Raw genomic sequence first — 23,914 nt, 5'->3', positions numbered from 1 at the left:
TAAATCGAACTTTTAGGTGATTAGCGGATCTGATCGCTAAATTCGTTTCAACATCAGGTCCCCATGTCAAAGCAAAAGTTTAAAATTACCAACTGGCCCGCGTACAACAAGGCACTCAGACAACGCGGTTCCCTGACGGTCTGGCTTGATGAGTCGGCCATCGCTGGATGGACTGACTGTTCTTCGCCTGAAGGTCGTGGCCGGCCGCTTTACTACAGCGATATGGCTGTTACCACTGTCCTTATGATGAAGCGTGTGTTTAACCTGTCGCTACGGGCATTACAGGGCTTCGTTGATTCGATTTTTAAACTCATGTCTTTGCCGCTGTGCTGTCCGGACTACTCGCTGGTCAGCAGACGAGCAAAGAGCGTCAACATCAGCATAAAAACGCCAACGCGTGGTGAAATCTCGCATCTGGTCATCGACAGTACCGGTCTGAAGGTCTTTGGCGAAGGTGAATGGAAAGTCAGGCAGCATGGGGCTGACAGACGAAGAGTGTGGCGCAAGCTTCATCTGGCAGCAGACAGTGTGAATCATGAGATTATCTGTACCGACTTATCGCTCAGCGGAACGACAGATGCGCAGGCACTGCCGGGCCTGATTAACCAAACCCACCGGAAAATCAGGGAAGTGTCAGCAGACGGTGCTTATGACGCCTGTTACTGCCACGATGCGTTGCTAAGAAAGAAAATCAGGCCCCTTATCCCGCCGCGAAGCGGAGCGAAATACTGGCCGGACAAGTACCATGAACGTAACCATGCGGTGGCGAATCAGCGTCTGAGCAGGAGTAATGATATGTGGAAAAAGAAAGTGGGTTATCACCGGCGTTCAGTGGCAGAAACAGCGATGTTCCGCATAAAAACTTTGCTGGGTGGCCATCTGAGGCTGCGTGACTATGAGGCTCAGGTAGGTGAAGCAATGGCGATGGTCAAAGCGCTGAACCGTATGACGTTGTTGGGTATGCCACACAGCGTCAGGATCGGATAACAGCTGTAGCAGAGGGAGCCATCCTGGCGGCTAATTCTGATTTATTCAACAAAGCCGGTTGAATACTGAGATAATTTAAATCTATACATAAGTAGCCTCTGTTAATTCAATAAGTTATCAATTTTAACGAGGCTATTTTATCACTCAACATTTGTAATAAGTTAAATAAGCAGATAATTATTTATGATAAGCGTTACCTAAATAAAATAACATTATCTGATTTTACTAAAATAGAATTAAACATTGCTAGATTTAATATTTATGCCATTTATCATTTAAATTTAGGCTATTAATTTATAACGGTTATATCTTAGAATGAAATCATTTCACTATGAAATCTAAATGGCAAGTTAATAAAAATAAACTATTTTTCGTAAAAAAGGGCTTTGTTGAATAAATCAGAATTAGCCGCCAGGATGGCTCCCTCTGCTACAGCTGTTATCCGATCCTGACGCTGTGTGGCATACCCAACAACGTCATACGGTTCAGCGCTTTGACCATCGCCATTGCTTCACCTACCTGAGCCTCATAGTCACGCAGCCTCAGATGGCCACCCAGCAAAGTTTTTATGCGGAACATCGCTGTTTCTGCCACTGAACGCCGGTGATAACTCACTTTCTTTTTCCACATATCATTACTCCTGCTCAGACGCTGATTCGCCACCGCATGGTTACGTTCATGGTACTTGTCCGGCCAGTATTTCGCTCCGCTTCGCGGCGGGATAAGGGGCCTGATTTTCTTTCTTAGCAACGCATCGTGGCAGTAACAGGCGTCATAAGCACCGTCTGCTGACACTTCCCTGATTTTCCGGTGGGTTTGGTTAATCAGGCCCGGCAGTGCCTGCGCATCTGTCGTTCCGCTGAGCGATAAGTCGGCACAGATAATCTCATGAGTCACACTGTCTGCTGCCAGATGAAGCTTGCGCCACACTCTTCGTCTGTCAGCCCCATGCTGCCTGACTTTCCATTCACCTTCGCCAAAGACCTTCAGACCGGTACTGTCGATGACCAGATGCGAGATTTCACCACGCGTTGGCGTTTTTATGCTGATGTTGACGCTCTTTGCTCGTCTGCTGACCAGCGAGTAGTCCGGACAGCACAGCGGCAAAGACATGAGTTTAAAAATCGAATCAACGAAGCCCTGTAATGCCCGGAGCGACAGGTTAAACACACGCTTCATCATCAGGACAGTGGTAACAGCCATATCGCTGTAGTAAAGCGGCCGGCCACGACCTTCAGGCGAAGAACTGTCAGTCCATCCAGCGATGGCCGACTCATCAAGCCAGACCGTCAGGGAACCGCGTTGTCTGAGTGCCTTGTTGTACGCGGGCCAGTTGGTAATTTTAAACTTTTGCTTTGCCATGGGGACCTGATGTTGAAACGAATTTAGCGATCAGCTCCGCCAATCACCTAAAAGTTCGATTTATTCAACAAAGCCGTAAAAAAGTAAAAAAACAATAATATGATGTTTAAAATGGAAACAGCCAATAACCAACTAATCAATCAATCAAATCAATCAATCAATCAATCAATCAATCAATCAATCAATCAATCAATCAATCAATCAATCAATCAATCAATCAATCAATCAATCAATCAATCAATCAATCAATCAATCAATCAATCAATCAATCAATCAATCAATGATTATAACTAAGTGAAAGCGGCAAAGATTATCAGTAAATTGCCCGTTTATTTATATACATTATAAAAATATTTTTATCAAAAATTGCGCTTATTAACTGAATGATTAATCATATTTAGGCTTTGTTGAATAAATCAGAATTAGCCGCCAGGATGGCTCCCTCTGCTACAGCTGTTATCCGATCCTGACGCTGTGTGGCATACCCAACAACGTCATACGGTTCAGCGCTTTGACCATCGCCATTGCTTCACCTACCTGAGCCTCATAGTCACGCAGCCTCAGATGGCCACCCAGCAAAGTTTTTATGCGGAACATCGCTGTTTCTGCCACTGAACGCCGGTGATAACCCACTTTCTTTTTCCACATATCATTACTCCTGCTCAGACGCTGATTCGCCACCGCATGGTTACGTTCATGGTACTTGTCCGGCCAGTATTTCGCTCCGCTTCGCGGCGGGATAAGGGGCCTGATTTTCTTTCTTAGCAACGCGTCGTGGCAGTAACAGGCGTCATAAGCACCGTCTGCTAACACTTCCCTGATTTTCCGGTGGGTTTGGTTAATCAGGCCCGGCAGTGCCTGCGCATCTGTCGTTCCGCTGAGCGATAAGTCGGCACAGATAATCTCATGAGTCACACTGTCTGCTGCCAGATGAAGCTTGCGCCACACTCTTCGTCTGTCAGCCCCATGCTGCCTGACTTTCCATTCACCTTCGCCAAAGACCTTCAGACCGGTACTGTCGATGACCAGATGCGAGATTTCACCACGCGTTGGCGTTTTTATGCTGATGTTTACGCTCTTTGCTCGTCTGCTGACCAGCGAGTAGTCCGGACAGCACAGCGGCAAAGACATGAGTTTAAAAATCGAATCAACGAAGCCCTGTAATGCCCGGAGCGACAGGTTAAACACACGCTTCATCATCAGGACAGTGGTAACAGCCATATCGCTGTAGTAAAGCGGCCGGCCACGACCTTCAGGCGAAGAACTGTCAGTCCATCCAGCGATGGCCGACTCATCAAGCCAGACCGTCAGGGAACCGCGTTGTCTGAGTGCCTTGTTGTACGCGGGCCAGTTGGTAATTTTAAACTTTTGCTTTGCCATGGGGACCTGATGTTGAAACGAATTTAGCGATCAGCTCCGCCAATCACCTAAAAGTTCGATTTATTCAACAAAGCCCCATAATGGATAAATATAGTAATTAAATTAATATTATTTTTATGTTTATGTAATATATTTAAGTGCTTAAATTAATTAATTATTTTTTACAAAAAGTAAATAACAATTTATATTAAATTTCAACATAAAAAATTATTTTTTGTTTTTTTGTCAATTATTATGCTTATATTACAATAAATACTAAAATAAATGATATTATTCTGCTGATAAAATAGGTAGTAAAATAAAATTGATTAGTTATAATTTAGTTAACATATTATTAAATATAAAGTTTTGGTGGCGTTAATGAGTAAATCTTGCCCTATTTTTATTGTTTCATTAAAAAAGGATACAGATAGAAGAAGACAAATTAGTAAAGCTTTGTCGTCACAAGCTTTACCTTTCACGATAGTTGATGCCATCGAAGGTGCTAAGTTAACTCAGGTTGACATGCCTTGGTTTGAATCCGCTAATTCAGGTAAGTTTGATGTGAAAGCAAGAAGCGGAATGAATGAAATTGCTTGTAGCTTGAGCCATCAATCAATTTATCAACATATTGTAAAAAATGATATCGAATGGGCATTGATTCTAGAGGACGATGTTATCATTGATAAAAAATTATCCCATCTAATCAAAGCGCTGGAACAGGGTAAAAGTAATTTATTAAAAAAAGATTATGTTTATTTGCTAGGTGGGCAAGAAGGGCTGAGTTCAAGAAAGCGAATTTCGTTAAGTTTTTTTAATAAAATAACCATCGCTAATGTGACCTTTCGTCTATTAACTTATAGTCCGGATAAAATTTTTCGTGCCTGTTGTTACTTAATTCATCGTAACACCTGTAAAAGAATAATCACTGAATTTGAAAGACAATTTTTTGTTGCTGATTCATGGGGCCTGTTATATAAAAAACAGGCAATTAAAGGATATTATTTAGCCGAAATTATTAAGCATCCGATTGTTTCCGTTGAAAATAGCAATTTGGAGGCTGATAGAAGAAAGTATGTTATTAAAGAAAAAAGAAGAACGCGAGGCAATCTTGAGTCTGTTTTAGCTTATATTTTGCTACAAATAAGGCGTGTTTTACGTAGTTTAATTTTTTGGCAAAAATAGGGTTTATGTCGTTGTGAGAGTTTGCCATCTAATATTGTTTTTGCACGGATTAATCATTATGATTAATCCGCTAAATGCTATCACGCTAGAATTTTCTTAAGGGATGAATTGACTTTGTCAAAATAGCTATCTTCATAAAAATCTGAGATAGAATTTTTTATGCTAACCTGTGAGGGTAAGGTTTTATTATCAACAATACTCTGCAATATATTAACGAAACAGGGTAGATCATTAACAGGAAATAATTCTCCATTAATATCGTTTTTAATGATATCTTCCGGCCCAGCTGGGCAATTTGAACTTATTGCATAAATGCCATAGGATATGGCTTCAAGAAGAACCATGCCAAGGCCTTCAATGCTTGAAGTTAGTAATAGGGCCGAAACTGTTTTTATATTATTGCGTATATAAAACCATGGATCTGGCTGCCAGCCATGCCAGTTAATTTTTTTTTCAATATTTAGTTTTTTAGCTAGCTGTTTTAATTGATTGATTTCGTGCTCTTCGCCACTACCGACAATATTGAGTTGCCAGTCACCGCTGATATTTGCCAAGCTAGTAAATAGAAAAGCCAGTTGTTTTTGTCCCGCAAAAAATATTCGCCCTAAATAGAGAAAAACAGTTTTGTCCTTAGGTCGCGGGATAACAATGTCTTGTTTTTTTATTGGATTAAATAAAGTAAAAATATTATTTTCATCGACGCCAAGGGCAACTAATTGCCTCGCTATACCTGAGCTTATCGCGTAATAGTAATCTGCTTTTAAAAGATATTCTTTTTTATAACTTCCATTAATGGCAAAGTGTGGCCAGGAAATTAGTGGTATTTGTCTGCCTAAGATAAATTTTCTACTGATGTTTGAGTTATGACAGGCAATAGAATCTAAGGCGATAATTGCGTTAATTTTTTGCTCGCTAAGTAGTTTTCGTAGCTGCAAAGCATAATGAATACGTCGCAGCTTGCCGTTTTTAATATTGGAATATAATCGACTATATTTTATGTTATCTAACCAATCATCATTCGGTTGCGTTTGTTTAGTATTAAAAAAGACAAAACTGACAGTTATATCTGGTCGCCGCTGTTTTAATAACAAAATAAATTCACGACAAACGGTTTCCATACCACCAAAACCACTAATGTTGTAGCTGGTTATTAATATTTTGTTTGGCATCGTCTGCTAATCTCATCAAGTTCTTGGTTAAAATAATATCTGCCAATCTTATCTATTTTAAAGAAATACTATTTCATTAATAAAATAGCTTTAATGGTCGTTATGACGCGTTTTTTATCGAAATATTGCGGTTATTTCAGTGTAATATTTAAAAAATAATTGAACAATAACTTAATTTAAAAGTTGCAAAAAGATCATTGTTTTGTTAATTCACAAAATAGAGTACATATTGCAAATATATACTCTACTGCTATTCTTATAAGCTAAAAACTTGACCCAGATTTTTTTAAAAATAATATTTCTTCAGGAGTAGAAACTCTATTAAGAATTCCATTTCTGTGTGGATAGCGGCCAAAATGATCAATAATTTCTTTATGCCGCATTTCAAATTCAAGTGTTATTTTATCATTTAATGTAGTAAAAAGAGGGGCTTTGTTGAATAAATCAGAATTAGCCGCCAGGATGGCTCCCTCTGCTACAGCTGTTATCCGATCCTGACGCTGTGTGGCATACCCAACAACGTCATACGGTTCAGCGCTTTGACCATCGCCATTGCTTCACCTACCTGAGCCTCATAGTCACGCAGCCTCAGATGGCCACCCAGCAAAGTTTTTATGCGGAACATCGCTGTTTCTGCCACTGAACGCCGGTGATAACCCACTTTCTTTTTCCACATATCATTACTCCTGCTCAGATGCTGATTCGCCACCGCATGGTTACGTTCATGGTACTTGTACGGCCAGTATTTCACTCCGCTTCGCGGCGGGATAAGGGGCCTGATTTTCTTTCTTAGCAACGCGTCGTGGCAGTAACAGGCGTCATAAGCACCGTCTGCTGACACTTCCGTGATTTTCCGGTGGGTTTGGTTAATCAGGCCCGGCAGTGCCTGCGCATCTGTCGTTCAGCTGAGCGATAAGTCGGCACAGATAATCTCATGATTCACACTGTCTGCTGCCAGATGAAGCTTGCGCCACACTCTTCGTCTGTCAGCCCCATGCTGCCTGACTTTCCATTCACCTTCGCCAAAGACCTTCAGACCGGTACTGTCGATGACCAGATGCGAGATTTCACCACGCGTTGGCGTTTTTATGCTGATGTTGACGCTCTTTGCTCGTCTGCTGACCAGCGAGTAGTCCGGACAGCACAGCGGCAAAGACATGAGTTTAAAAATCGAATCAACGAAGCCCTGTAATGCCCGGAGCGACAGGTTAAACACACGCTTCATCATCAGGACAGTGGTAACAGCCATATCGCTGTAGTAAAGCGGCCGGCCACGACCTTCAGGCGAAGAACTGTCAGTCCATCCAGCGATGGCCGACTCATCAAGCCAGACCGTCAGGGAACCGCGTTGTCTGAGTGCCTTGTTGTACGCGGGCCAGTTGGTAATTTTAAACTTTTGCTTTGCCATGGGGACCTGATGTTGAAACGAATTTAGCGATCAGCTCCGCCAATCACCTAAAAGTTCGATTTATTCAACAAAGCCAAAAAGAGGAACAGATTGTTGATGAATGAAAGGTGATTCTGAATGCATAAATGGCATTAAAATGCATTTACGTTCTTTTATTGGTAAGTGTGTATAATCTGGTTGTTTAATTGCGTCTTGAGCTAACATAAGCGCCATATTATCTTGTGAAAAAGCTTTTGCTGTATCACGCCAAATATTACGAGAAAACTAATCAAGCACGATAATTTCAGCTAATATCCCTTTTATTGAGCAACGCCAATGAGCAAGTTCACCACGACTCGCTTTTTCAGTAGTAAGTTTAAATCTATCCCGGATGATAGCGTCAAATTGTGGTTTTTTTTCGAACCATTGTTTATTGGTATATTCCTTAAACCAGAAATCTAAAACTTCTTGCCATTCATTATGCATTATATTTATCTCTTTAGGTTAGCAACTTTCCCGCTGTAAACCATCTATAATTCTGAATAGTAAAATGAAGATGAAAATATAATATAGCTACTTTATAAGAAAAATTCTGTTAAATGAAGCAAATTATTTTATAAATTTGCTTGATATGTGACGATAATGTAATCTTATGTCACGTCATTAGTGGCTTTGTTGAATAAATCGAACTTTTAGGTGATTGGCGGAGCTGATCGCTAAATTCGTTTCAACATCAGGTCCCCATGGCAAAGCAAAAGTTTAAAATTACCAACTGGCCCGCGTACAACAAGGCACTCAGACAACGCGGTTCCCTGACGGTCTGGCTTGATGAGTCGGCCATCGCTGGATGGACTGACAGTTCTTCGCCTGAAGGTCGTGGCCGGCCGCTTTACTACAGCGATATGGCTGTTACCACTGTCCTGATGATGAAGCGTGTGTTTAACCTGTCGCTCCGGGCATTACAGGGCTTCGTTGATTCGATTTTTAAACTCATGTCTTAGCCGCTGTGCTGTCCGGACTACTCGCTGGTCAGCAGACGAGCAAAGAGCGTCAACATCAGCATAAAAACGCCAACGCGTGGTGAAATCTCGCATCTGGTCATCGACAGTACCGGTCTGAAGGTCTTTGGCGAAGGTGAATGGAAAGTCAGGCAGCATGGGGCTGACAGACGAAGAGTGTGGCGCAAGCTTCATCTGGCAGCAGACAGTGTGACTCATGAGATTATCTGTGCCGACTTATCGCTCAGCGGAACGACAGATGCGCAGGCACTGCCGGGCCTGATTAACCAAACCCACCGGAAAATCAGGGAAGTGTCAGCAGACGGTGCTTATGACGCCTGTTACTGCCACGATGCGTTGCTAAGAAAGAAAATCAGGCCCCTTATCCCGCCGCGAAGCGGAGCGAAATACTGGCCGGACAAGTACCATGAACGTAACCATGCGGTGGCGAATCAGCGTCTGAGCAGGAGTAATGATATGTGGAAAAAGAAAGTGGGTTATCACCGGCGTTCAGTGGCAGAAACAGCGATGTTCCGCATAAAAACTTTGTTGGGTGGCCATCTGAGCCTGCGTGACTATGAGGCTCAGGTAGGTGAAGCAATGGCGATGGTCAAAGCGCTGAACCGTATGACGTTGTTGGGTATGCCACACAGCGTCAGGATCGGATAACAGCTGTAGCAGAGGGAGCCATCCTGTCGGCTAATTCTGATTTATTCAACAAAGCCGCTAATAAACTAAATGCGGCTAAAGAAAATCACAACAATGAACTACTGGATTATGCACGTTATATTGAAGAAAATAAAGAAGAAATTTCTAATCTAGTAGCAAATTTTTTAATTAATAGATAAGATATTTATAATTAGTAGACCGCTACTAAAAATAATATTGTTAATAAAAATTATTATTTAGCAAACGATGTTTAGTAGTGGTTTAATATAAGTATCTATACTAAAATTCAGTTTTCTTATTAATCATCACATTATTGCTATTCCTTTCAAAGTATAATTTCTTTGCTCCTCTACAGCACAAGAACATTAACCAAGCATTAACATTATAATTTGTATTAAACAACATATTTAATATAATACAATTTATAAGGTTATCTTAATTATATTGAGTATTTACATAATTAAATAAATTTATTGTATAAATAGTTATTTATCTGCAGATAATATATTTACTGTTTATAAAAAGTCAGATGTTTATTTTGTAAATAATAGAAAAGCTAAATTTGGTATTGGTGTTATTTAAGTATATTTACACTTGTTGGGGCAAATATATAAAATAAATAATGGAGTTAACATGCGTTTAGATAGTTTTTCCAACACCAATAAGGCTGAAGCAGCGACCACTTCGCTGTTATCAAGCATTCAAAACAGCTTTAATAATTTTAAAGATTTAACAATTAGTTTGGTGAATAGTTTGATTGGCGTAAAAAATAGTTCCAGCGAATTTTACTGGAAATCAAATGATTCATTCAGTTATTCATCTCAACCGCAAAAATTTCCCGTTGAATTGCGTAGAGTGAGTTCAATATCATCATAAGGCATGACGTTAACTGGCAAAAAATCGCCTGAGTCCGCGCAATCAACTACAGTAAAATCAGAAAGTGCTATTTTAAATGAAAAACCGCAGAAAACTGGCTTTAATATGTTGTACGATGGTTTACTCAAATTGAGTAATCCCAGTTTTTGGCAGAGAAAAATGTCCTCAGTCAGCGATAATGTCGAGCAGAACAAAATAGAAGCAGGTCAAGTTGCTAAAGAGCGTATAGCAGTAGAACAAGCAATGCATGCTAATATCGAAGGAATTTGTGACAAGTTAAATCAATTTATAGCGGACAAAAATGTTGAGGGTATTTTTAGAGGAGAGCCGAATAAAGCAATATACAATAAAGATGATAATAGCAAATTGATTAAGGCATTTAGCAACGAAGCACTTCAATCTGAACCCATTTCTTTATCATGGATGTTAAAAACCTTTTTAGGTGAATTTTTCCCCAACGTTGATATGAATGAATTAAAAAATATTTTGTCAATCGATAACAGTAATCCAGAAGCATTGCAACAATTAGACAAGGTCCTGGCGCAAGAGGACTTTGATAGTTTAATCAAGGAAAAAATTAATGCTAGCGGATCAGAACAAACACAAAATAATCTGCAAGCTTGTTTTGCTTCAATGGCAGAAGCGTTGCGTTTGGTTGACAGTAATCAGGGTATTCAAGGCTTAACAAAATCGAGTATTGTGACATCAATGTTACCTAGGATCATCGATATAACGCTTGAAAATTTTATTAGTTATAACGATCAAAGAGGGATAATTACCGATTTGATGGCAAATTATCTTATTCAGTATCATTAATTTGTCTTGCTTATAACAGTAAGCCCGCAGTTAAATTGTATCATTATTAATCAATAGATTTGGCGGGCTGATTATTGTACTAAGCTTTTAACTCTAGTTCGTTCATAGCAGCAATACTGAAACCACCGTCAACGGGTAAAATTTCACCTGTCACGCCGGCTGATAAATTAGAACAAAGGAAAGCAGCACAATTGCCAACATCTTCCGTTGTTACCGTACGGCGAATGGGGGTTACTGATTCACAATGTGATAACATTTTACGAAAATCTTTTATGCCCGATGCTGCTAATGTGCGGATTGGACCGGCTGAAATGCCATTAACGCGAATAGCTTCAGGCCCCATTGCGTTAGCCATATAACGAACATTTGCTTCAAGGGAAGCTTTTGCTAATCCCATAATATTATAGTTAGGGATCGCACGCTTAGCGCCCAAATAACTTAGGGTAACCAGGGCAGAATGAGGATTTAACATACTTCGACAAGCTTTTGCTAACGCAACAAAGCTATAGGAACTAATATCGTGGGCAATCCGGAAGCCCTCGCGTGTCACTGCATCGACATAATCACCATCAAGTTGATCGGATGGTACATAGGCAATTGAATGGACAAAACCATCAAATTTGCGCCATACTTTCGCCAGCTCGGCAAATAAGGTAGTGATACTTTCATCCGAAGCAACATCACATGGCAAAACAATACTAGAGCCAAAGCTGTTTGCCATCTCTTCTACGCGAGATTTCAGTTTATCACCTTGATAACTGAAGGCCAGTTCAGCCCCTTGTTGGTGCATTGCTTGTGCAATACCGTGAGCAATAGATAGTTTACTAGCTAAACCAGTGATCAGAATGCGCTTGCCGCTCATAAAGCCCATAAGCCGTATCCTTGTAAATTTTTAAATAATAACAATAATATACACAGCATAAATTATCTATTGTAGATGGTATTTATGCATTATTTTTTTGATAACCGGCAGAGAGTTTATCATGATAGAATAAAATATGTTGTATTACCTCGCTGATCAGAGCAGTTTTTGCTGCCTTTATATATTAGCTAACATCTTGCCGCCAGGCATCGGCAGATAAAAGTTCACCAAAATGGCTGGCAATTAAGCGTCTGGTCACTTCATGTAAAGGTGAAGCAAGTACTTCGGCGGTATTACCTCTTTCGACGACAACACCATTATCCATTACCAACACTTTATCGCTGATATGTTTCATTATACCTAGATGTTGAGTAACATAAATATAGGAAATACCTTGTTTTTCTTGTAATTCAAGCATTAAATTGATGATGTGAGAACGCATAGTCATATCTAATGACGCCAGTGCTTCATCGGCAATAATAATCTCTGGTTGCAGGATCAACGCTCTTGCCAGCGCTACTCGCTGTTTTTGGCCCGCTGCTAGCATATGCGGATAATAGCCTGCGTGATCCGGTAATAGCCCAACTTGGCGAAGAGTCTGTTCTATACGTTCTTCCCGTTCATGAACGGAAAGTGAAGTATTTAGAATTAAAGGGATCTCAAGAATTTTCCCAATACGCTGCCTGGGGGTTAACGAAGTACTTGGATCCTGAAATATCATGCGGATGCGTTGACTGCGATAACTATAATCGCCAAAGTTAAGTTGATGACCATTAATAAAGATTTCACCACTACTAGGTTCAATAACACCCGATAACATGCGTGCCAGAGTTGATTTACCTGAACCGTTAGCACCAATAATAGCCAAGGTTTCACCAGCTCTTAAGGTAAAACTTAACGGTTTTACTGCTTCTAATAATTGAGTTTGAAATAACCCGGTGCGATAACGAAAGGTTTTAGTTAGATTTTTGATTGCCAGTAACGGTGTTGTCATGATGTTTCCTCCATATTAAGAGGAAAATGACATGCAAAAGCCCGATTTTTTATGCTGCGTAGCGGCGGCGTGATAATGCACGTTTTTTGTGCATAGGGACAACGAGGGCCAAGACGGCAACCGATTGGTAGATGCTTTAAAGAAGGGATCGCCCCAGTTAGGGTATTTAGCCGACTTTTATGCGGAAGTGGGCTGCTAAAATCCGGTACAGCACGGATTAATGCTTGTGTATAAGGATGATGGGGGCGGACCAATAACTCTTCAGGTGTTGTACTTTCAACGGTTTGGCCACAATAGAGTACGCTAATCCGATCAACGAGTTTGCTCATCATTTGCATATCATGACTAATTAGTAAAATTGTCATGTTATTGTTTTGGTTTAATCTATCAAGCAGGCGAAATATTTGTGCTTGAGTTGTCGATTCCATTGTATTGGTGGGTTCATCGGCAATAAGTAAGCGTGGTTGATTTGCTAGCGCAATGGCTATCATCACTTTCTGACATTCACCTTCAGTAAGTTCATAAGGATAGCTGTACATTATATCATCGTGATCTTTAATTCCGACTCGATGGAGTAATTCAATTGCGCGTCGCCTACGCCAACTAAATCGGTGCCACCAACGACCTTTAAAAGTCCATTGCGGTATTGATTGGATAAGTTGTTTACCAATATTTTCAGCTGGATCTAAGCAAGACTGGGGTTCTTGAAAAATCATCGAAATATTATGCCCTATTACTCTACGTCGTTGGCGTGCGGTGAGCTTTAACAGATCAATATCAAGAAAATAAAAACGATCGGCAGTCACTTTTAAGTTATCTTTAGTAACGCCACAAATAGCCTTAGCAATCAAACTTTTACCTGACCCGGACTCGCCAGCTAAGCCACGAATTTCTCCTTCATTTAGCTGTAAAGAAACATTATCGACGGCTTTCACTAGCCCTTTGGCGGTCATAAATTCAATAGTGAGGTTACGGATATCTAATAATGGCATTATTCCACCCCAGCATTAATGGCGCGATGTAAGCCATCACTAAGTAAGTTAACAAATAAAACGCTGATCATAATGGCTGCACCAGGAAGAAAAACTGTCCATGGTGCTACATAAATCAATTCTAAACTATCACCGAGCATAGTGCCCCATTCAGCAGTCGGTAATCTGGCGCCTAAATCAAGAAAGCCTAACGCAGCCATATCCAGAATGGCCATAGAGAGAGTGCGAGTAATTTCTGTTACCAGGATAGGTGTGATATTGGGTAATACTGTATACCAAAGGATATAAAAGTTTGAAGCACCGTCAAGTCGAGCGGCAAGAACATATTCTGTATCTAATTCATCGCGAACGGCGCTGTAAATTGTTCTAACAATTCTTGGTAATAAGGCTAACCAAATTGCTATCATCGCATTTTCAAGGCTTGAACCGGCAAAAGCGACAATAATAATCGCCAGGAGTAGCGAGGGAATTGATAACAGCGTATCTAACACATGATTTAAAATAGCTGATTTTAACCCATGGGTAATGCCGGCTAAACAACCTAATATTAATCCGACCAGCGTTGTGCTAATGGTGATCATAAGTGCAGAGCCAAAGGTAGATGCTGTACCGATAAGTAATCGACTTAAAATATCACGACCAAGATAATCAGTACCAAAAAAAAATGCCACATTACCATAATGCGACCAGGATGGAGGTAGTAGCTGGTAGCCCAAAAATTGTTGGTTAATGGTATAGGGGGCTAAGTAGCTGCCAAATAAAGTCAAAACCAGGAGAAAAGCAATACCATAAAATCCAGTCATTGCTAGAATATCATTAGAGAAAAATCGCCAGACAACCCGGATAGGGGATGGCATCTTTTGTTCACGATAAAAATTATCTGAAGACATACCCATCCTTATATTTAGCAGGGTTCATCATAGCGCCTAAAATATCCGATATGACATTAACGAAAATAACTAAAGTACCAATAATCATTACGCCGGCAGAAATTGCTGAGTAATCATTTTGTCGAATGGCTGTGACTAACCAACGCCCTAAGCCTGGCCAATTAAATACAAGTTCAGTGATCATCGCTAGTGTTATCATAGTAGAAAACTGCAGACCAAGTTTTGGAATAATAGGAGGCAGCGCATTGTGTAATACATGACGTTTGATAATGGTAATGCGAGAGAGTCCTCTGGTTGCTGCTGCTTTAATATAATTTTCACCCATAACAGCTTCAGTACTATTTTTCATTAACCGTATCATTTCAGAAATTGGCGCAATAGCTAATGTAATAACGGGTAAAATCAAATGCTCTAATAGATTAATAAACATTTGGCTACGATAGATTGAATTCGATAACCACACATCGATTAGGGCAAAACCGGTCACAGGTTCAAGATCATACAGTAAATTAATTCGGCCAGAGACCGGTAACCAGCCTAATTTCAATGAAAAAAGCAGGATAAATAATAAAGCCAACACAAAAATTGGCATAGAAAAACCGATTAGGGTAAAAATTTTAATAATGTAATCAATTGGTTTATTGCTCCAGACACCCGCAATAATGCCGGTAGGGATGCCGATGATTAAAGCTAAAATAAACGCTAAAAAGCACAACTCCATAGTGGCAGGAAAAGTGGCATTCAGCTGACTGCTAATCGGTTGACCATTAATACTAGAAAAACCAAAATTCCAATGTAATAAGCCGGTTAAATAAAAAATATAGGCATCCCATAATGATAGTCCACTTAATGGAGCATCAGCAGTGAAATAGTTCAAACTAAAACTAACCAGCGTTAGTAAAAATAAAGTAATAATTAAAAGTAATAACCGCCTTAATACGTAAATAATCACCACGCTGCTCCTTTTTCGTCATTAAAATAGGAGTCAGCCGGTAGTGGGGTTTTAATCGATCCATCACGATAAACCCCGGCAAAAGAGGAGTTACCAAAGGCGCTAATAACTAGCCCTTTGATATCATAGCGATAAGCCTGTAAATGTAATGAATAAGCTAGCGGTAATACAGGTAATTCTTTTGCTAGTAATGATTGCGCTTGGTGGTAATAATTAATGCGAGATGAAATACTTTGGCTTACTAGCGCCTTACGTAAAAGTTCATCAAAGTAAGGATTACACCATTTACTCAAATTAGTATGTGATTCCTTAGCAGCGCAACTAAGTAGATGGCGGAAAAAACTATCAGGATCATTACTATCCGTCGACCAACCGTCAAGAATCATGTCATAGTTACGATCACTCAGCTTATTTTCTAATAAATTGCCTTCTACCGGATGAATATTCATCTTAATGCCTACTTTTGCTAAGTCTGCCTGGATAAGTTCGGCAGTTTTTAACGGGCTCGGATTATAGGATTGAGAAATCACGGGAACCCAAATATCTAATTTCATACCGGACAAACCGAGCTCTTCTAGCATTTCTTTGGCTTTTTCAGGATTATAATCTGTCACTTTAATTTGATTATCATAAGCCCATGAAGCTCTAGGTAGAACAGAAGTTGCTGTTTCAGCGGTGCCATAATAGATAGATTGCATTAATCTTTCATTATTAATTGAATACGCTATGGCTTGTCTAACCTTTAATTGATCAAGCGGTGGTTTGCTAGTGTTAAAAATCAGATAGGCGATATTCATGCCGGCTCGCATCGATAGCCGCAAACGGGCATCTTCACGTAGCACCTTTAATTGACTAGCAGCTGGATAGGCTAAGACATCGCATTCACCGGTTAATAATTTAGATATGCGTCCTGTACCGCCGGCACCCAGATCAATCACCACTTGCTGCATTAAAGGTTTGCCTTTCCAGTAGTTATTATGCCGATTTAGCTTGATAAATTGACCGGTTTGATAGCCTACCAACATGAAAGGACCAGTGCCAACAGGTTGCCAATCAATAAATTCTTTATGATTAATTTTGTTGAGATATTGCGCATATTCTTGTGAAAGTATTGGTGCATAGCGAGTTGCAAGATGCCAGAGAAATGATGCATCGGGGGTATATAATTTAAATTCAACAGTATAATTATCAATTTTACGAATACTACGGATATTGTTAGCTAATTGCAGGCTATCGAAATAAGGATAATTGCCTCCCCCAACATATTGATAAGGATGATTTTTATCAAACATACGGGAAAAACTAAACACAACGTCATTGAGCGTTCGTGTCGGTGTGAACCAATCTGTTGTTTGAAATGGAATATTACGTTTTAAATAAAATCGATAAGTGGCTCCTTTATCAAATGATTTCCAGTGCGAGGCAAGTTCGGAATTTAATTTGTAAGTAAGTGTATTAACTTCTAATAATCGATCATAAAGTTGAGCGGCTAGTGGATCAATAATCAACCCGGTGCTGGCAATTTGCGGATTAAATGTAGTGACAATGCCATTAACACAATAGATAAAACTGTTTTGACGAATTTGTGGTGGAAGGGTATCTGCTAATGCATTTATTGTCCCTACATTTATTAAAATAATCCATAAAATTAGGTACCGCATATAAAAACCTATTATAAGTGCGAATGGCTTTATTGTAGCTTAACTCCTTTTATGCAACAAAATAGAGTTGATAAAATTATCAGTAATTTGTTGATAAAAATTGTCAACCAACTGCTTTGCTAACGTTATTGATAATTATAGTAACTTTAATTTATTGCTGACACGATATTGCTTAGATTGTTGCCAGTGGTTTAATTTTCTTGCCAGCATCGGATGGCCACTTTCTCGATTACTAATTCTTATTTGTTATTTTGATTCTCTGGCAAATTATGTTTTTTCAGTAGTCCCCTTAATTGGTGATAAGTTAATTTTAAGTGTGAAGCGGCCAAGCGCTGATTAAACTGGCTTATTTGTAATGCCTGTTCGAGCAAATTTTTTTCTGCCACCTGCTGCCATTGTTTCAAATCAATGGGAAGTTGAGGTAGCTCATCGTTTTCTTGTGTTACCACCGACATCATTGACTCATTAGCAAAGGGATTGAAGACAATCAAATCTAATGGTTCAGCTCTATCGCCATGGCGATAGACGGAACGCTCAATAACATTCTTTAATTCACGTACATTACCCGGCCAGGGATAAGCTGACAGGTTTTTTTGTGCTTTAACAGTAAATCCAGGGAAAAAAGAGAGATTGAGCTCACGGCACATATTAATTGCGAAATGTTCAGCCAGTAACATAATATCGGCTAATCGCTCACGTAAGGGCGGAATGTGGATGACATCGAAGGCTAGACGGTCAAGTAGATCGGCACGAAACAAGCCTTTATTAGCTAATTGGGGTAGATTAGCGTTGGTTGCGCAAATAAGCCTAACATCGACTTTAAGGCTTTGACTACCACCAACACGTTCTAGTTGGCCATATTCGATCACCCGTAATAATTTTTCTTGTACAATCATGGGGGGCGGTTGCCAACTAGTCAAGGAAAAGTGTGCCTCGATCTGCACGTTCAAATCGGCCTAAATGTCTTTTTTGTGCTCCAGTAAATGCGCCTGCTTCATGACCAAATAATTCGGAATCTAATAAATTTTCATTCAGTGCACTGCAATTAATGGAAACAAATGGTTCTTGCCAACGTGGTGAAATGTAATGAAGACGGCTAGCAATCAGCTACTTGCCTGTTCCTCGCTCACCTGTAACTAAAACCGGTTTACTCAGTTTGGCAAGTGCAGAAGTTTGCTCCAGTATTTCTAAGAAATTATCTTCAGTACCAAGAATATTATCTGTTGAGAGTTGCATGGTCATTTTAGCCATTTATTGGTCATTTTCATTATCTGTAAATTATAACGAAAATTGGAATAAAAGATAACAAAATAAAAATTTAATTATTTCATATTGTTATGTTTTTTTGTAAAATTGGCATGAATATTGTTTATCAATAATTAAGGTTAAAAAATTTAATGACAAATCAATCATTCAATATTAATTAAGGAATTTATCGATGGGCATTTTCACACGTTTCGCAGATATCATTAATGCAAATGTTGCTTCTTTACTTGATAAGGCAGAAGATCCAAAAAAAATGATCCGTTTAATGATCCAAGAAATGGAAGATATGTTAGTTGAGTCTCGTTCAATCTCGGCACGCACTTTAGCTGAGCAGAAAGGATTAGAGCGGCGTATTGCTAGCGGTGAAAAACAAGTTATACAATGGCAAGAAAAAGCAGAACTGGCGCTAGTTAAAGATAAAGAGGATTTAGCTCGCGCGGCATTAATTGAAAAGCAAAAAGTGGCTACCATTATTTATACACTAACAAGTGAGTTAATTATGGTAAATGAAACATTAGTACGTATGAAAGACGAGATTGCTGAATTAGAGCAAAAACTAACTGAAACACGGGCAAAGCAGCAAACTATGGTATTAAGGCATCAAGCCGCGCAATCCAGTCGTGATGTCCGTCATCAATTAGATAGTGGTAAATTGGACGAAGCATTAGCGCGGTGGCTTTGTTGAATAAATCAGAATTAGCCGACAGGATGGCTCCCTCTGCTACACCTACACCTGTTATCCGATCCTGACGCTGTGTGGCATACCCAACAACGTCATACGGTTCAGCGCTTTGACCATCGCCATTGCTTCACCTACCTGAGCCTCATAGTCACGCAGCCTCAGATGGCCACCCAGCAAAGTTTTTATGCGGAACATCGCTGTTTCTGCCACTGAACGCCGGTGATAACCCACTTTCTTTTTCCACATATCATTACTCCTGCTCAGACGCTGATTCGCCACCGCATGGTTACGTTCATGGTACTTGTCCGGCCAGTATTTCGCTCCGCTTCGCGGCGGGATAAGGGGCCTGATTTTCTTTCTTAGCAACGCATCGTGGCAGTAACAGGCGTCATAAGCACCGTCTGCTGACACTTCCCTGATTTTCCGGTGGGTTTGGTTAATCAGGCCCGGCAGTGCCTGCGCATCTGTCGTTCCGCTGAGCGATAAGTCGGCACAGATAATCTCATGAGTCACACTGTCTGCTGCCAGATGAAGCTTGCGCCACACTCTTCGTCTGTCAGCCCCATGCTGCCTGACTTTCCATTCACCTTCGCCAAAGACCTTCAGACCGGTACTGTCGATGACCAGATGCGAGATTTCACCACGCGTTGGCGTTTTTATGCTGATGTTGACGCTCTTTGCTCGTCTGCTGACCAGCGAGTAGTCCGGACAGCACAGCGGCAAAGACATGAGTTTAAAAATCGAATCAACGAAGCCCTGTAATGCCCGGAGCGACAGGTTAAACACACGCTTCATCATCAGGACAGTGGTAACAGCCATATCGCTGTAGTAAAGCGGCCGGCCACGACCTTCAGGCGAAGAACTGTTAGTCCATCCAGCGATGGCCGACTCATCAAGCCAGACCGTCAGGGAACCGCGTTGTCTGAGTGCCTTGTTGTACGCGGGCCAGTTGGTAATTTTAAACTTTTGCTTTGCCATGGGGACCTGATGTTGAAACGAATTTAGCGATCAGATCCACCAATCACCTAAAAGTTCGATTTATTCAACAAAGCCTAGCGCGGTTTGAACAGTTTGAGCAGCGGATCGATCATATGGAAAGTGAAGCGCAAAGTTATCATTTAGGTAAACAAAAATCCTTAGACCAACAGTTTGCTGAATTAAAAGCTGATGATGAAATCAGTGAGCAATTGGCTGCGTTGAAAGCTAAACTGAACAAGCAAGAGTAATCTATTGGTAGCCAAATTTAATGATTAATAAGGAAATGTGATGGGCTCTATATTTATTGGGTTAGTTTTATTGATCTTTGTTATCTTTATTCTGCCTATTTGGTTATGGTGCCACTATGGTAAAAAAGGAAATAGCCATAGTCAATTAACGCAGAATGAGATCCAGCGACTAACGCAGTTAGCCGAGCGAGCACAACGCATGCAGCAACGTATTAAAGCGCTGGAAGATATTCTGGATGCAGAGCATCCAAATTGGAGGCAAATATAATGGCAAAAATGGGCGCGCGAAAACTTTATCGGCGTACTGATCAACGTATGATTGGGGGTGTTTGTGCCGGGTTGGCGCATTACTTTGATTTACCGGTTAATTTAGTACGGGCACTGGCGGTTGTGGCATTATTCTTGGGATTTTTTGCCATTACCATCGTTATTTATCTGTTAATGTGGTTTTTTATCGAACCGGCACCGGCAGGTTATCAGGATGAAACTGATGTTAGTGTTAAAGTGACTAAGTTAATGAATGAAATCGATCAGCAATTGAAAGCGGGTGAAAAAAAACTGCGCCAAATGGAGCGCTATATCACTTCTGATAGTTTCAGTATTGATAGTCGCATCAATAAATTGTAACTAACTATCAAATTAGGGTAGAGTGAATAATGCTCTACCGTAAAATCATTTTTCTTATCAATTAAATAATTATCCTATGTATTAACAGAATAATATGCTGATTAGTCGACTGAAAATTAAGCTTTTAAGCGGACAAATGGCAATAATAGCAATAATTATGGTTATTCATTACGCGCCAACAGGAATAATTGGACTAATGTTAAAATATACTAGCCGCAAACCTTTGCGATGGTTTATGTTAATAGTTATACAGCTATTGCAACGTACAGGCATTGCTAAATTTGTGCGTAAGTTGTTATGGGAGAAATATGAAAAGATTGCGAAGTGAGCTTAGTGAACTGGTCAATCGAAGCGTAGATCGTCATGTCCGTTTAGCGGTTACCGGGCTTAGCCGTAGTGGTAAAACGGCATTTATTACCTCGCTGGTTAATCAATTACTACATGTGCACAGTGGGGCGCGTTTGCCACTGTTTTCCGCCGCAAGAGATGGCCGTCTATTAGGTGCAAAACGGATCCAGCAGAAACATTTTAATATCCCTCGTTTTGCTTATGACGAAAATATAGCAGCACTGTACCATTTTTCTCCTCAATGGCCGACTCCTACCCGTGTGATCAGTGAAATATGTTTGCAACTACGTTATCGATCGCAACAGAGTTTGCTACGCCACGTCAAAGAGAATTCTAATTTATATATTGAAATTATTGACTATCCAGGCGAATGGTTGCTGGATCTGCCTATGTTGACTCAGGACTATTTTAGTTGGTCGCGGCAAATGCAACAGCTATTAAAAGGCCGTGATAAGGAGGGGGCACAGCAATGGTTGCAACTTTGTCAACAGTGCGACCCCTTTGCAGCTGCTGATGAGAAATTATTAGCTAATATTGCTCAGGCTTACACCGATTACTTGGTTTTTTGTAAACAACAGGGGCAATATTTTATTCAGCCAGGGCGATTTGTATTACCTGGTGATCTTGCAGGGGCACCGGTATTGCAGTTTTTTCCTTGGCCCAATATTGATACAACAGATGAACTTAAATTAAAGCAAGCGGACAAACAGTCTAATATTGGTATGTTGCAACAGCGTTATCACTATTATTGTCAAAAAATTATTAAGCGTTTTTATAAAGATTACTTTCAACATTTTGATCGGCAAATTGTTTTAGTTGACTGTTTAGCTGCATTGAATAACGCTCCTGCAGCATTTAATGATATGCAGGCCGCATTAACCCAAATTATGCGTAGCTTTCATTATGGTAAACGGACACTATTGCGCCGCATGTTCTCACCACATATTGATAAATTACTTTTCGCGGCAAGTAAGGTTGATCATATAACCCATGATCAAAATTCCAATTTAGTTTCATTGCTCCAGCAATTAGTTCGTGCGGCCTGGCAAAATGCCGCTTTTGAAGGGATCAGCATGGATTGTCTGGCACTAGCTGCAATTCAGGCGACAGAAAATGGCATGATTGAATATCAAGGAGAACGGGTACCTGCCTTAAATTGACATAGATTAACAGATGGTCGATTAATGACTGTTTTTCCAGGTGAGGTACCACGGCATTTGCCTAATGATGATTTTTGGTTAAAGCAGGGATTTGATTTTGAATCTTTTCGGCCTCGCGAAACAGCGACTGATCAACCTGTTGCTCATATTCGATTGGATAGTGCTTTAGAATTTTTACTCGGAGATAAATTGAAATGAGTAAACCGCTAAAATCCCGCATCGATTTTGATGAGTCTTTGCCGGCAAACAAAAAAACAAAGTTAAAAAAAGCCAAAGTGTTTGATCAATTAGCGCCTGAACAATTTACGGCTAGCAGCCACGAAGCAGAAAATGACGAACGAGAAGGTGAAATTGAGGCATTGGTCAATGCTGCACTCAAACCGCGCTATAGTTTTTGGCGTAAACTGGTGTTTATTGCTTTAAGTTTAATCGTAGTGAGTATTTTTGCTCAAACCGGCCAATGGATCTACCAAGCGTGGATAAAGCAAAATTGGGTTTCTTTAGCTATTGTCGCGGCTGGTGGCTTAATTATTATTGCTGCTATTGGCGCCATAATAACTGAATGGCGGCGGCTTTATTATTTAAAAGAACGTAGTCAAGAACGGATCAAGGCTAGAGAATTTTTGCAAAGTCATGGTATGCATGGCGGGCGTGAATTTTGTCAAAAGCTAGGCAAACAATCGGCGATAGGCTTAGATCATCCGGCGATGAAACGTTGGCAGGCAACAATCCATGATAGTCATAATGATAAAGAAATCGTGACACTTTATAGCCAAATAGTGCAACCTATTTTGGATGAGCAGGCTAGCAAAGAGATTAATCGTTCATCAGCTGAATCGGCGTTAATGATTGCCGTTAGTCCTTTAGCTATTGTCGACATGGCATTTATTGCCTGGCGCAATATTCGATTGATGAATCGGATTGCAGCTATTTATGGCATTGAGCTAGGGTATTATAGCCGTATCCGATTATTTAAAATGGTATTACTTAATATTGCTTTTGCTGGAGCAAGTGAGTTGGTGCGTGAAATTGGCATGGATTGGTTATCGCAATATATTATGGCACGGCTCTCTACACGAGCGGCTCAAGGGATCGGCGCCGGTTTACTCACAGCTAGATTAGGTATTAAAACGATGGAGTTATGCCATCCTTTACCGTGGATGGATGATAAACCTAAATTGGCTGATTTGCGTCGTCAATTATTCAGCCAGTTAAAGAATATTATGCCAAAAAGCGTTGAGCATAAAAAGATTTAACTAATTCACCATCAAGCTTAATTGGGTAATGTTTTAATTAAGATCTCTGTTGACTAAATGGTAAGCAGCAATATTAGATTAATGCTTATCCGTTTATCATTTCTGGTGCTAGTGTTTATGTTATAAAACGTTTTCTATGGTAGCTTAATAAATAAAAATACATACTTAATTAATTAAATAGTAAATTATA

General features: G+C 40.1%; 20 protein-coding genes and 7 pseudogenes. 13 read left to right on the top strand and 14 right to left on the bottom strand.

Annotated features, from left to right (window positions below):
• Positions 1-63 precede the first annotated feature (63 nt).
• Positions 64-987: an IS5 family transposase gene (locus E3U36_RS11160; RefSeq protein WP_180816566.1), complete on the top strand. Its 924-nt coding sequence runs from the start codon at positions 64-66 to the stop codon at positions 985-987.
• A 438-nt stretch (positions 988-1,425) separates the two neighbouring features.
• On the opposite strand, the gene E3U36_RS11155 is transcribed toward E3U36_RS11160, so the two are convergent.
• Positions 1,426-2,349: an IS5 family transposase gene (locus E3U36_RS11155; RefSeq protein ID WP_180816265.1), complete on the bottom strand. Its 924-nt coding sequence runs from the start codon at positions 2,347-2,349 to the stop codon at positions 1,426-1,428.
• Between the two features lie 99 nt (positions 2,350-2,448).
• On the opposite strand from E3U36_RS11155, the gene E3U36_RS11150 reads away from it, so the two are divergent.
• On the top strand, positions 2,449-2,643 hold the full coding sequence (locus tag E3U36_RS11150) for a hypothetical protein (RefSeq protein ID WP_238337456.1): 195 nt from the start codon (positions 2,449-2,451) through the stop codon (positions 2,641-2,643).
• Between the two features lie 162 nt (positions 2,644-2,805).
• Here E3U36_RS11150 and E3U36_RS11145 read toward each other — a convergent pair whose 3' ends face one another.
• Complete coding sequence (locus E3U36_RS11145; protein WP_180816509.1) at positions 2,806-3,729, bottom strand: IS5 family transposase; 924 nt, start codon at positions 3,727-3,729, stop codon at positions 2,806-2,808.
• 360 nt (positions 3,730-4,089) lie between these two features.
• On the opposite strand from E3U36_RS11145, the gene E3U36_RS11140 reads away from it, so the two are divergent.
• Positions 4,090-4,893, top strand: a complete 804-nt coding sequence (locus tag E3U36_RS11140) for a glycosyltransferase family 25 protein (protein ID WP_180816564.1) — start codon at positions 4,090-4,092, stop codon at positions 4,891-4,893.
• An 80-nt stretch (positions 4,894-4,973) separates the two neighbouring features.
• Here the strand turns inward: E3U36_RS11140 and E3U36_RS11135 are convergent, their stop codons facing one another.
• The 4 genes and pseudogenes from E3U36_RS11135 to E3U36_RS11120 all read right to left on the bottom strand — a co-directional run bounded on the left by E3U36_RS11135 (position 4,974) and on the right by E3U36_RS11120 (position 7,935).
• The gene (locus tag E3U36_RS11135) at positions 4,974-6,062 is read right to left on the bottom strand and encodes a glycosyltransferase (protein WP_180816563.1); all 1,089 of its coding nucleotides are present in this window, start codon (positions 6,060-6,062) and stop codon (positions 4,974-4,976) included.
• Positions 6,063-6,325: 263 nt separating this feature from the next.
• Positions 6,326-6,523 carry a DUF924 family protein gene (locus E3U36_RS13570; protein ID WP_500784364.1) on the bottom strand — a complete coding sequence of 66 codons (198 nt, stop codon included), beginning with the start codon at positions 6,521-6,523 and terminating at the stop codon, positions 6,326-6,328.
• 23 nt (positions 6,524-6,546) lie between these two features.
• Positions 6,547-7,470 (bottom strand): annotated as a pseudogene (locus tag E3U36_RS11125) (IS5 family transposase).
• 60 nt (positions 7,471-7,530) lie between these two features.
• Positions 7,531-7,935 (bottom strand): annotated as a pseudogene (locus tag E3U36_RS11120) (DUF924 family protein).
• Between the two features lie 257 nt (positions 7,936-8,192).
• Between E3U36_RS11120 and E3U36_RS11115 the strand changes: the two are divergent.
• The 3 genes and pseudogenes from E3U36_RS11115 to E3U36_RS11105 all read left to right on the top strand — a co-directional run bounded on the left by E3U36_RS11115 (position 8,193) and on the right by E3U36_RS11105 (position 10,808).
• Positions 8,193-9,116 (top strand): annotated as a pseudogene (locus E3U36_RS11115) (IS5 family transposase).
• Positions 9,117-9,749: 633 nt separating this feature from the next.
• Positions 9,750-9,992 carry a hypothetical protein gene (locus E3U36_RS11110; RefSeq protein WP_180816562.1) on the top strand — a complete coding sequence of 81 codons (243 nt, stop codon included), beginning with the start codon at positions 9,750-9,752 and terminating at the stop codon, positions 9,990-9,992.
• A gap of 3 nt (positions 9,993-9,995) precedes the next feature.
• A complete protein-coding gene (locus tag E3U36_RS11105; protein WP_180816561.1) occupies positions 9,996-10,808 on the top strand; it encodes a hypothetical protein in 813 nt (270 codons plus the stop codon).
• Positions 10,809-10,887: 79 nt separating this feature from the next.
• Here the strand turns inward: E3U36_RS11105 and fabI are convergent, their stop codons facing one another.
• The 7 genes and pseudogenes from fabI to pspF all read right to left on the bottom strand — a co-directional run bounded on the left by fabI (position 10,888) and on the right by pspF (position 18,410).
• Positions 10,888-11,679, bottom strand: a complete 792-nt coding sequence (fabI, locus tag E3U36_RS11100; RefSeq protein ID WP_180816560.1) for an enoyl-ACP reductase FabI — start codon at positions 11,677-11,679, stop codon at positions 10,888-10,890.
• A 175-nt stretch (positions 11,680-11,854) separates the two neighbouring features.
• Positions 11,855-12,664, bottom strand: coding sequence for a putrescine export ABC transporter ATP-binding protein SapF (sapF, locus tag E3U36_RS11095; protein ID WP_180816559.1), 810 nt, complete (start codon positions 12,662-12,664; stop codon positions 11,855-11,857).
• Positions 12,661-13,656 carry a putrescine export ABC transporter ATP-binding protein SapD gene (sapD, locus tag E3U36_RS11090; protein WP_180816558.1) on the bottom strand — a complete coding sequence of 332 codons (996 nt, stop codon included), beginning with the start codon at positions 13,654-13,656 and terminating at the stop codon, positions 12,661-12,663. Before sapD ends, sapF begins: the two co-directional genes overlap by 4 nt.
• On the bottom strand, positions 13,656-14,546 hold the full coding sequence (sapC, locus tag E3U36_RS11085; RefSeq protein WP_180816557.1) for a putrescine export ABC transporter permease SapC: 891 nt from the start codon (positions 14,544-14,546) through the stop codon (positions 13,656-13,658). Before sapC ends, sapD begins: the two co-directional genes overlap by 1 nt.
• The gene (gene sapB / locus E3U36_RS11080) at positions 14,533-15,498 is read right to left on the bottom strand and encodes a putrescine export ABC transporter permease SapB (protein WP_180816556.1); all 966 of its coding nucleotides are present in this window, start codon (positions 15,496-15,498) and stop codon (positions 14,533-14,535) included. Before sapB ends, sapC begins: the two co-directional genes overlap by 14 nt.
• Positions 15,495-17,159, bottom strand: coding sequence for an ABC transporter substrate-binding protein SapA (gene sapA, locus E3U36_RS11075; protein ID WP_180816555.1), 1,665 nt, complete (start codon positions 17,157-17,159; stop codon positions 15,495-15,497). The genes sapB and sapA overlap by 4 nt, the downstream gene beginning before the upstream one ends.
• Before the next feature lie 239 nt (positions 17,160-17,398).
• Positions 17,399-18,410, bottom strand: a pseudogene (pspF, locus tag E3U36_RS11070) (phage shock protein operon transcriptional activator).
• A 187-nt stretch (positions 18,411-18,597) separates the two neighbouring features.
• Between pspF and E3U36_RS11065 the strand changes: the two are divergent.
• Positions 18,598-19,101: pseudogene (locus E3U36_RS11065) on the top strand (PspA/IM30 family protein); the annotation flags it as partial.
• A gap of 60 nt (positions 19,102-19,161) precedes the next feature.
• Here E3U36_RS11065 and E3U36_RS11060 read toward each other — a convergent pair.
• The gene (locus E3U36_RS11060; RefSeq protein WP_180816553.1) at positions 19,162-20,085 is read right to left on the bottom strand and encodes an IS5 family transposase; all 924 of its coding nucleotides are present in this window, start codon (positions 20,083-20,085) and stop codon (positions 19,162-19,164) included.
• 74 nt (positions 20,086-20,159) lie between these two features.
• On the opposite strand from E3U36_RS11060, the pseudogene E3U36_RS11055 reads away from it, so the two are divergent.
• From E3U36_RS11055 to E3U36_RS11035, 6 genes and pseudogenes are all read left to right on the top strand, one after another.
• A pseudogene (locus tag E3U36_RS11055) lies at positions 20,160-20,333 on the top strand (phage shock protein PspA); the annotation flags it as partial.
• Between the two features lie 40 nt (positions 20,334-20,373).
• Positions 20,374-20,601, top strand: a complete 228-nt coding sequence (gene pspB / locus E3U36_RS11050; RefSeq protein ID WP_032114952.1) for an envelope stress response membrane protein PspB — start codon at positions 20,374-20,376, stop codon at positions 20,599-20,601.
• Positions 20,601-20,960, top strand: coding sequence for an envelope stress response membrane protein PspC (pspC, locus tag E3U36_RS11045; RefSeq protein WP_180816552.1), 360 nt, complete (start codon positions 20,601-20,603; stop codon positions 20,958-20,960). Before pspB ends, pspC begins: the two co-directional genes overlap by 1 nt.
• A 94-nt stretch (positions 20,961-21,054) precedes the next feature.
• Entirely contained in the window at positions 21,055-21,288 is a 234-nt protein-coding gene (locus E3U36_RS13565) for a phage shock protein PspD (RefSeq protein ID WP_500784351.1), read from the top strand.
• A pseudogene (locus E3U36_RS11040) lies at positions 21,269-22,666 on the top strand (YcjX family GTP-binding protein). Before E3U36_RS13565 ends, E3U36_RS11040 begins: the two are co-directional and overlap by 20 nt.
• Positions 22,663-23,724, top strand: coding sequence for a YcjF family protein (locus E3U36_RS11035; RefSeq protein ID WP_180816551.1), 1,062 nt, complete (start codon positions 22,663-22,665; stop codon positions 23,722-23,724). The pseudogene E3U36_RS11040 and the gene E3U36_RS11035 overlap by 4 nt, the downstream one beginning before the upstream one ends.
• Positions 23,725-23,914: the final 190 nt, after the last annotated feature.

Origin of the sequence: Arsenophonus endosymbiont of Aphis craccivora, assembly GCF_013460135.1 — a bacterium.
GTDB lineage: Bacteria > Pseudomonadota > Gammaproteobacteria > Enterobacterales > Enterobacteriaceae > Arsenophonus > Arsenophonus nilaparvatae.
The sequence above is the reverse complement of the archived record's forward strand: the minus strand, read 5'-3'. Positions and strand labels throughout refer to the sequence as shown.

What these genes read in the sequence shown, in the direction of transcription:
- sapC (WP_180816557.1), bottom strand. Translation starts at nt 14,546, where the DNA reads ATGTCTTCAGATAATTTTTATCGTGAACAAAAGATGCCATCCCCTATC.
- sapF (WP_180816559.1), bottom strand. Translation starts at nt 12,664, where the DNA reads ATGACAACACCGTTACTGGCAATCAAAAATCTAACTAAAACCTTTCGT.
- E3U36_RS11135 (WP_180816563.1), bottom strand. Translation starts at nt 6,062, where the DNA reads ATGCCAAACAAAATATTAATAACCAGCTACAACATTAGTGGTTTTGGT.
- E3U36_RS11160 (WP_180816566.1), top strand. Translation starts at nt 64, where the DNA reads ATGTCAAAGCAAAAGTTTAAAATTACCAACTGGCCCGCGTACAACAAG.
- E3U36_RS11035 (WP_180816551.1), top strand. Translation starts at nt 22,663, where the DNA reads ATGAGTAAACCGCTAAAATCCCGCATCGATTTTGATGAGTCTTTGCCG.
- E3U36_RS11110 (WP_180816562.1), top strand. Translation starts at nt 9,750, where the DNA reads ATGCGTTTAGATAGTTTTTCCAACACCAATAAGGCTGAAGCAGCGACC.
- E3U36_RS11145 (WP_180816509.1), bottom strand. Translation starts at nt 3,729, where the DNA reads ATGGCAAAGCAAAAGTTTAAAATTACCAACTGGCCCGCGTACAACAAG.
- pspB (WP_032114952.1), top strand. Translation starts at nt 20,374, where the DNA reads ATGGGCTCTATATTTATTGGGTTAGTTTTATTGATCTTTGTTATCTTT.
- E3U36_RS11155 (WP_180816265.1), bottom strand. Translation starts at nt 2,349, where the DNA reads ATGGCAAAGCAAAAGTTTAAAATTACCAACTGGCCCGCGTACAACAAG.
- sapA (WP_180816555.1), bottom strand. Translation starts at nt 17,159, where the DNA reads ATGCGGTACCTAATTTTATGGATTATTTTAATAAATGTAGGGACAATA.
- E3U36_RS11150 (WP_238337456.1), top strand. Translation starts at nt 2,449, where the DNA reads ATGATGTTTAAAATGGAAACAGCCAATAACCAACTAATCAATCAATCA.
- E3U36_RS11140 (WP_180816564.1), top strand. Translation starts at nt 4,090, where the DNA reads ATGAGTAAATCTTGCCCTATTTTTATTGTTTCATTAAAAAAGGATACA.
- E3U36_RS11060 (WP_180816553.1), bottom strand. Translation starts at nt 20,085, where the DNA reads ATGGCAAAGCAAAAGTTTAAAATTACCAACTGGCCCGCGTACAACAAG.
- pspC (WP_180816552.1), top strand. Translation starts at nt 20,601, where the DNA reads ATGGCAAAAATGGGCGCGCGAAAACTTTATCGGCGTACTGATCAACGT.
- E3U36_RS11105 (WP_180816561.1), top strand. Translation starts at nt 9,996, where the DNA reads ATGACGTTAACTGGCAAAAAATCGCCTGAGTCCGCGCAATCAACTACA.
- fabI (WP_180816560.1), bottom strand. Translation starts at nt 11,679, where the DNA reads ATGGGCTTTATGAGCGGCAAGCGCATTCTGATCACTGGTTTAGCTAGT.
- sapD (WP_180816558.1), bottom strand. Translation starts at nt 13,656, where the DNA reads ATGCCATTATTAGATATCCGTAACCTCACTATTGAATTTATGACCGCC.
- E3U36_RS13565 (WP_500784351.1), top strand. Translation starts at nt 21,055, where the DNA reads ATGCTGATTAGTCGACTGAAAATTAAGCTTTTAAGCGGACAAATGGCA.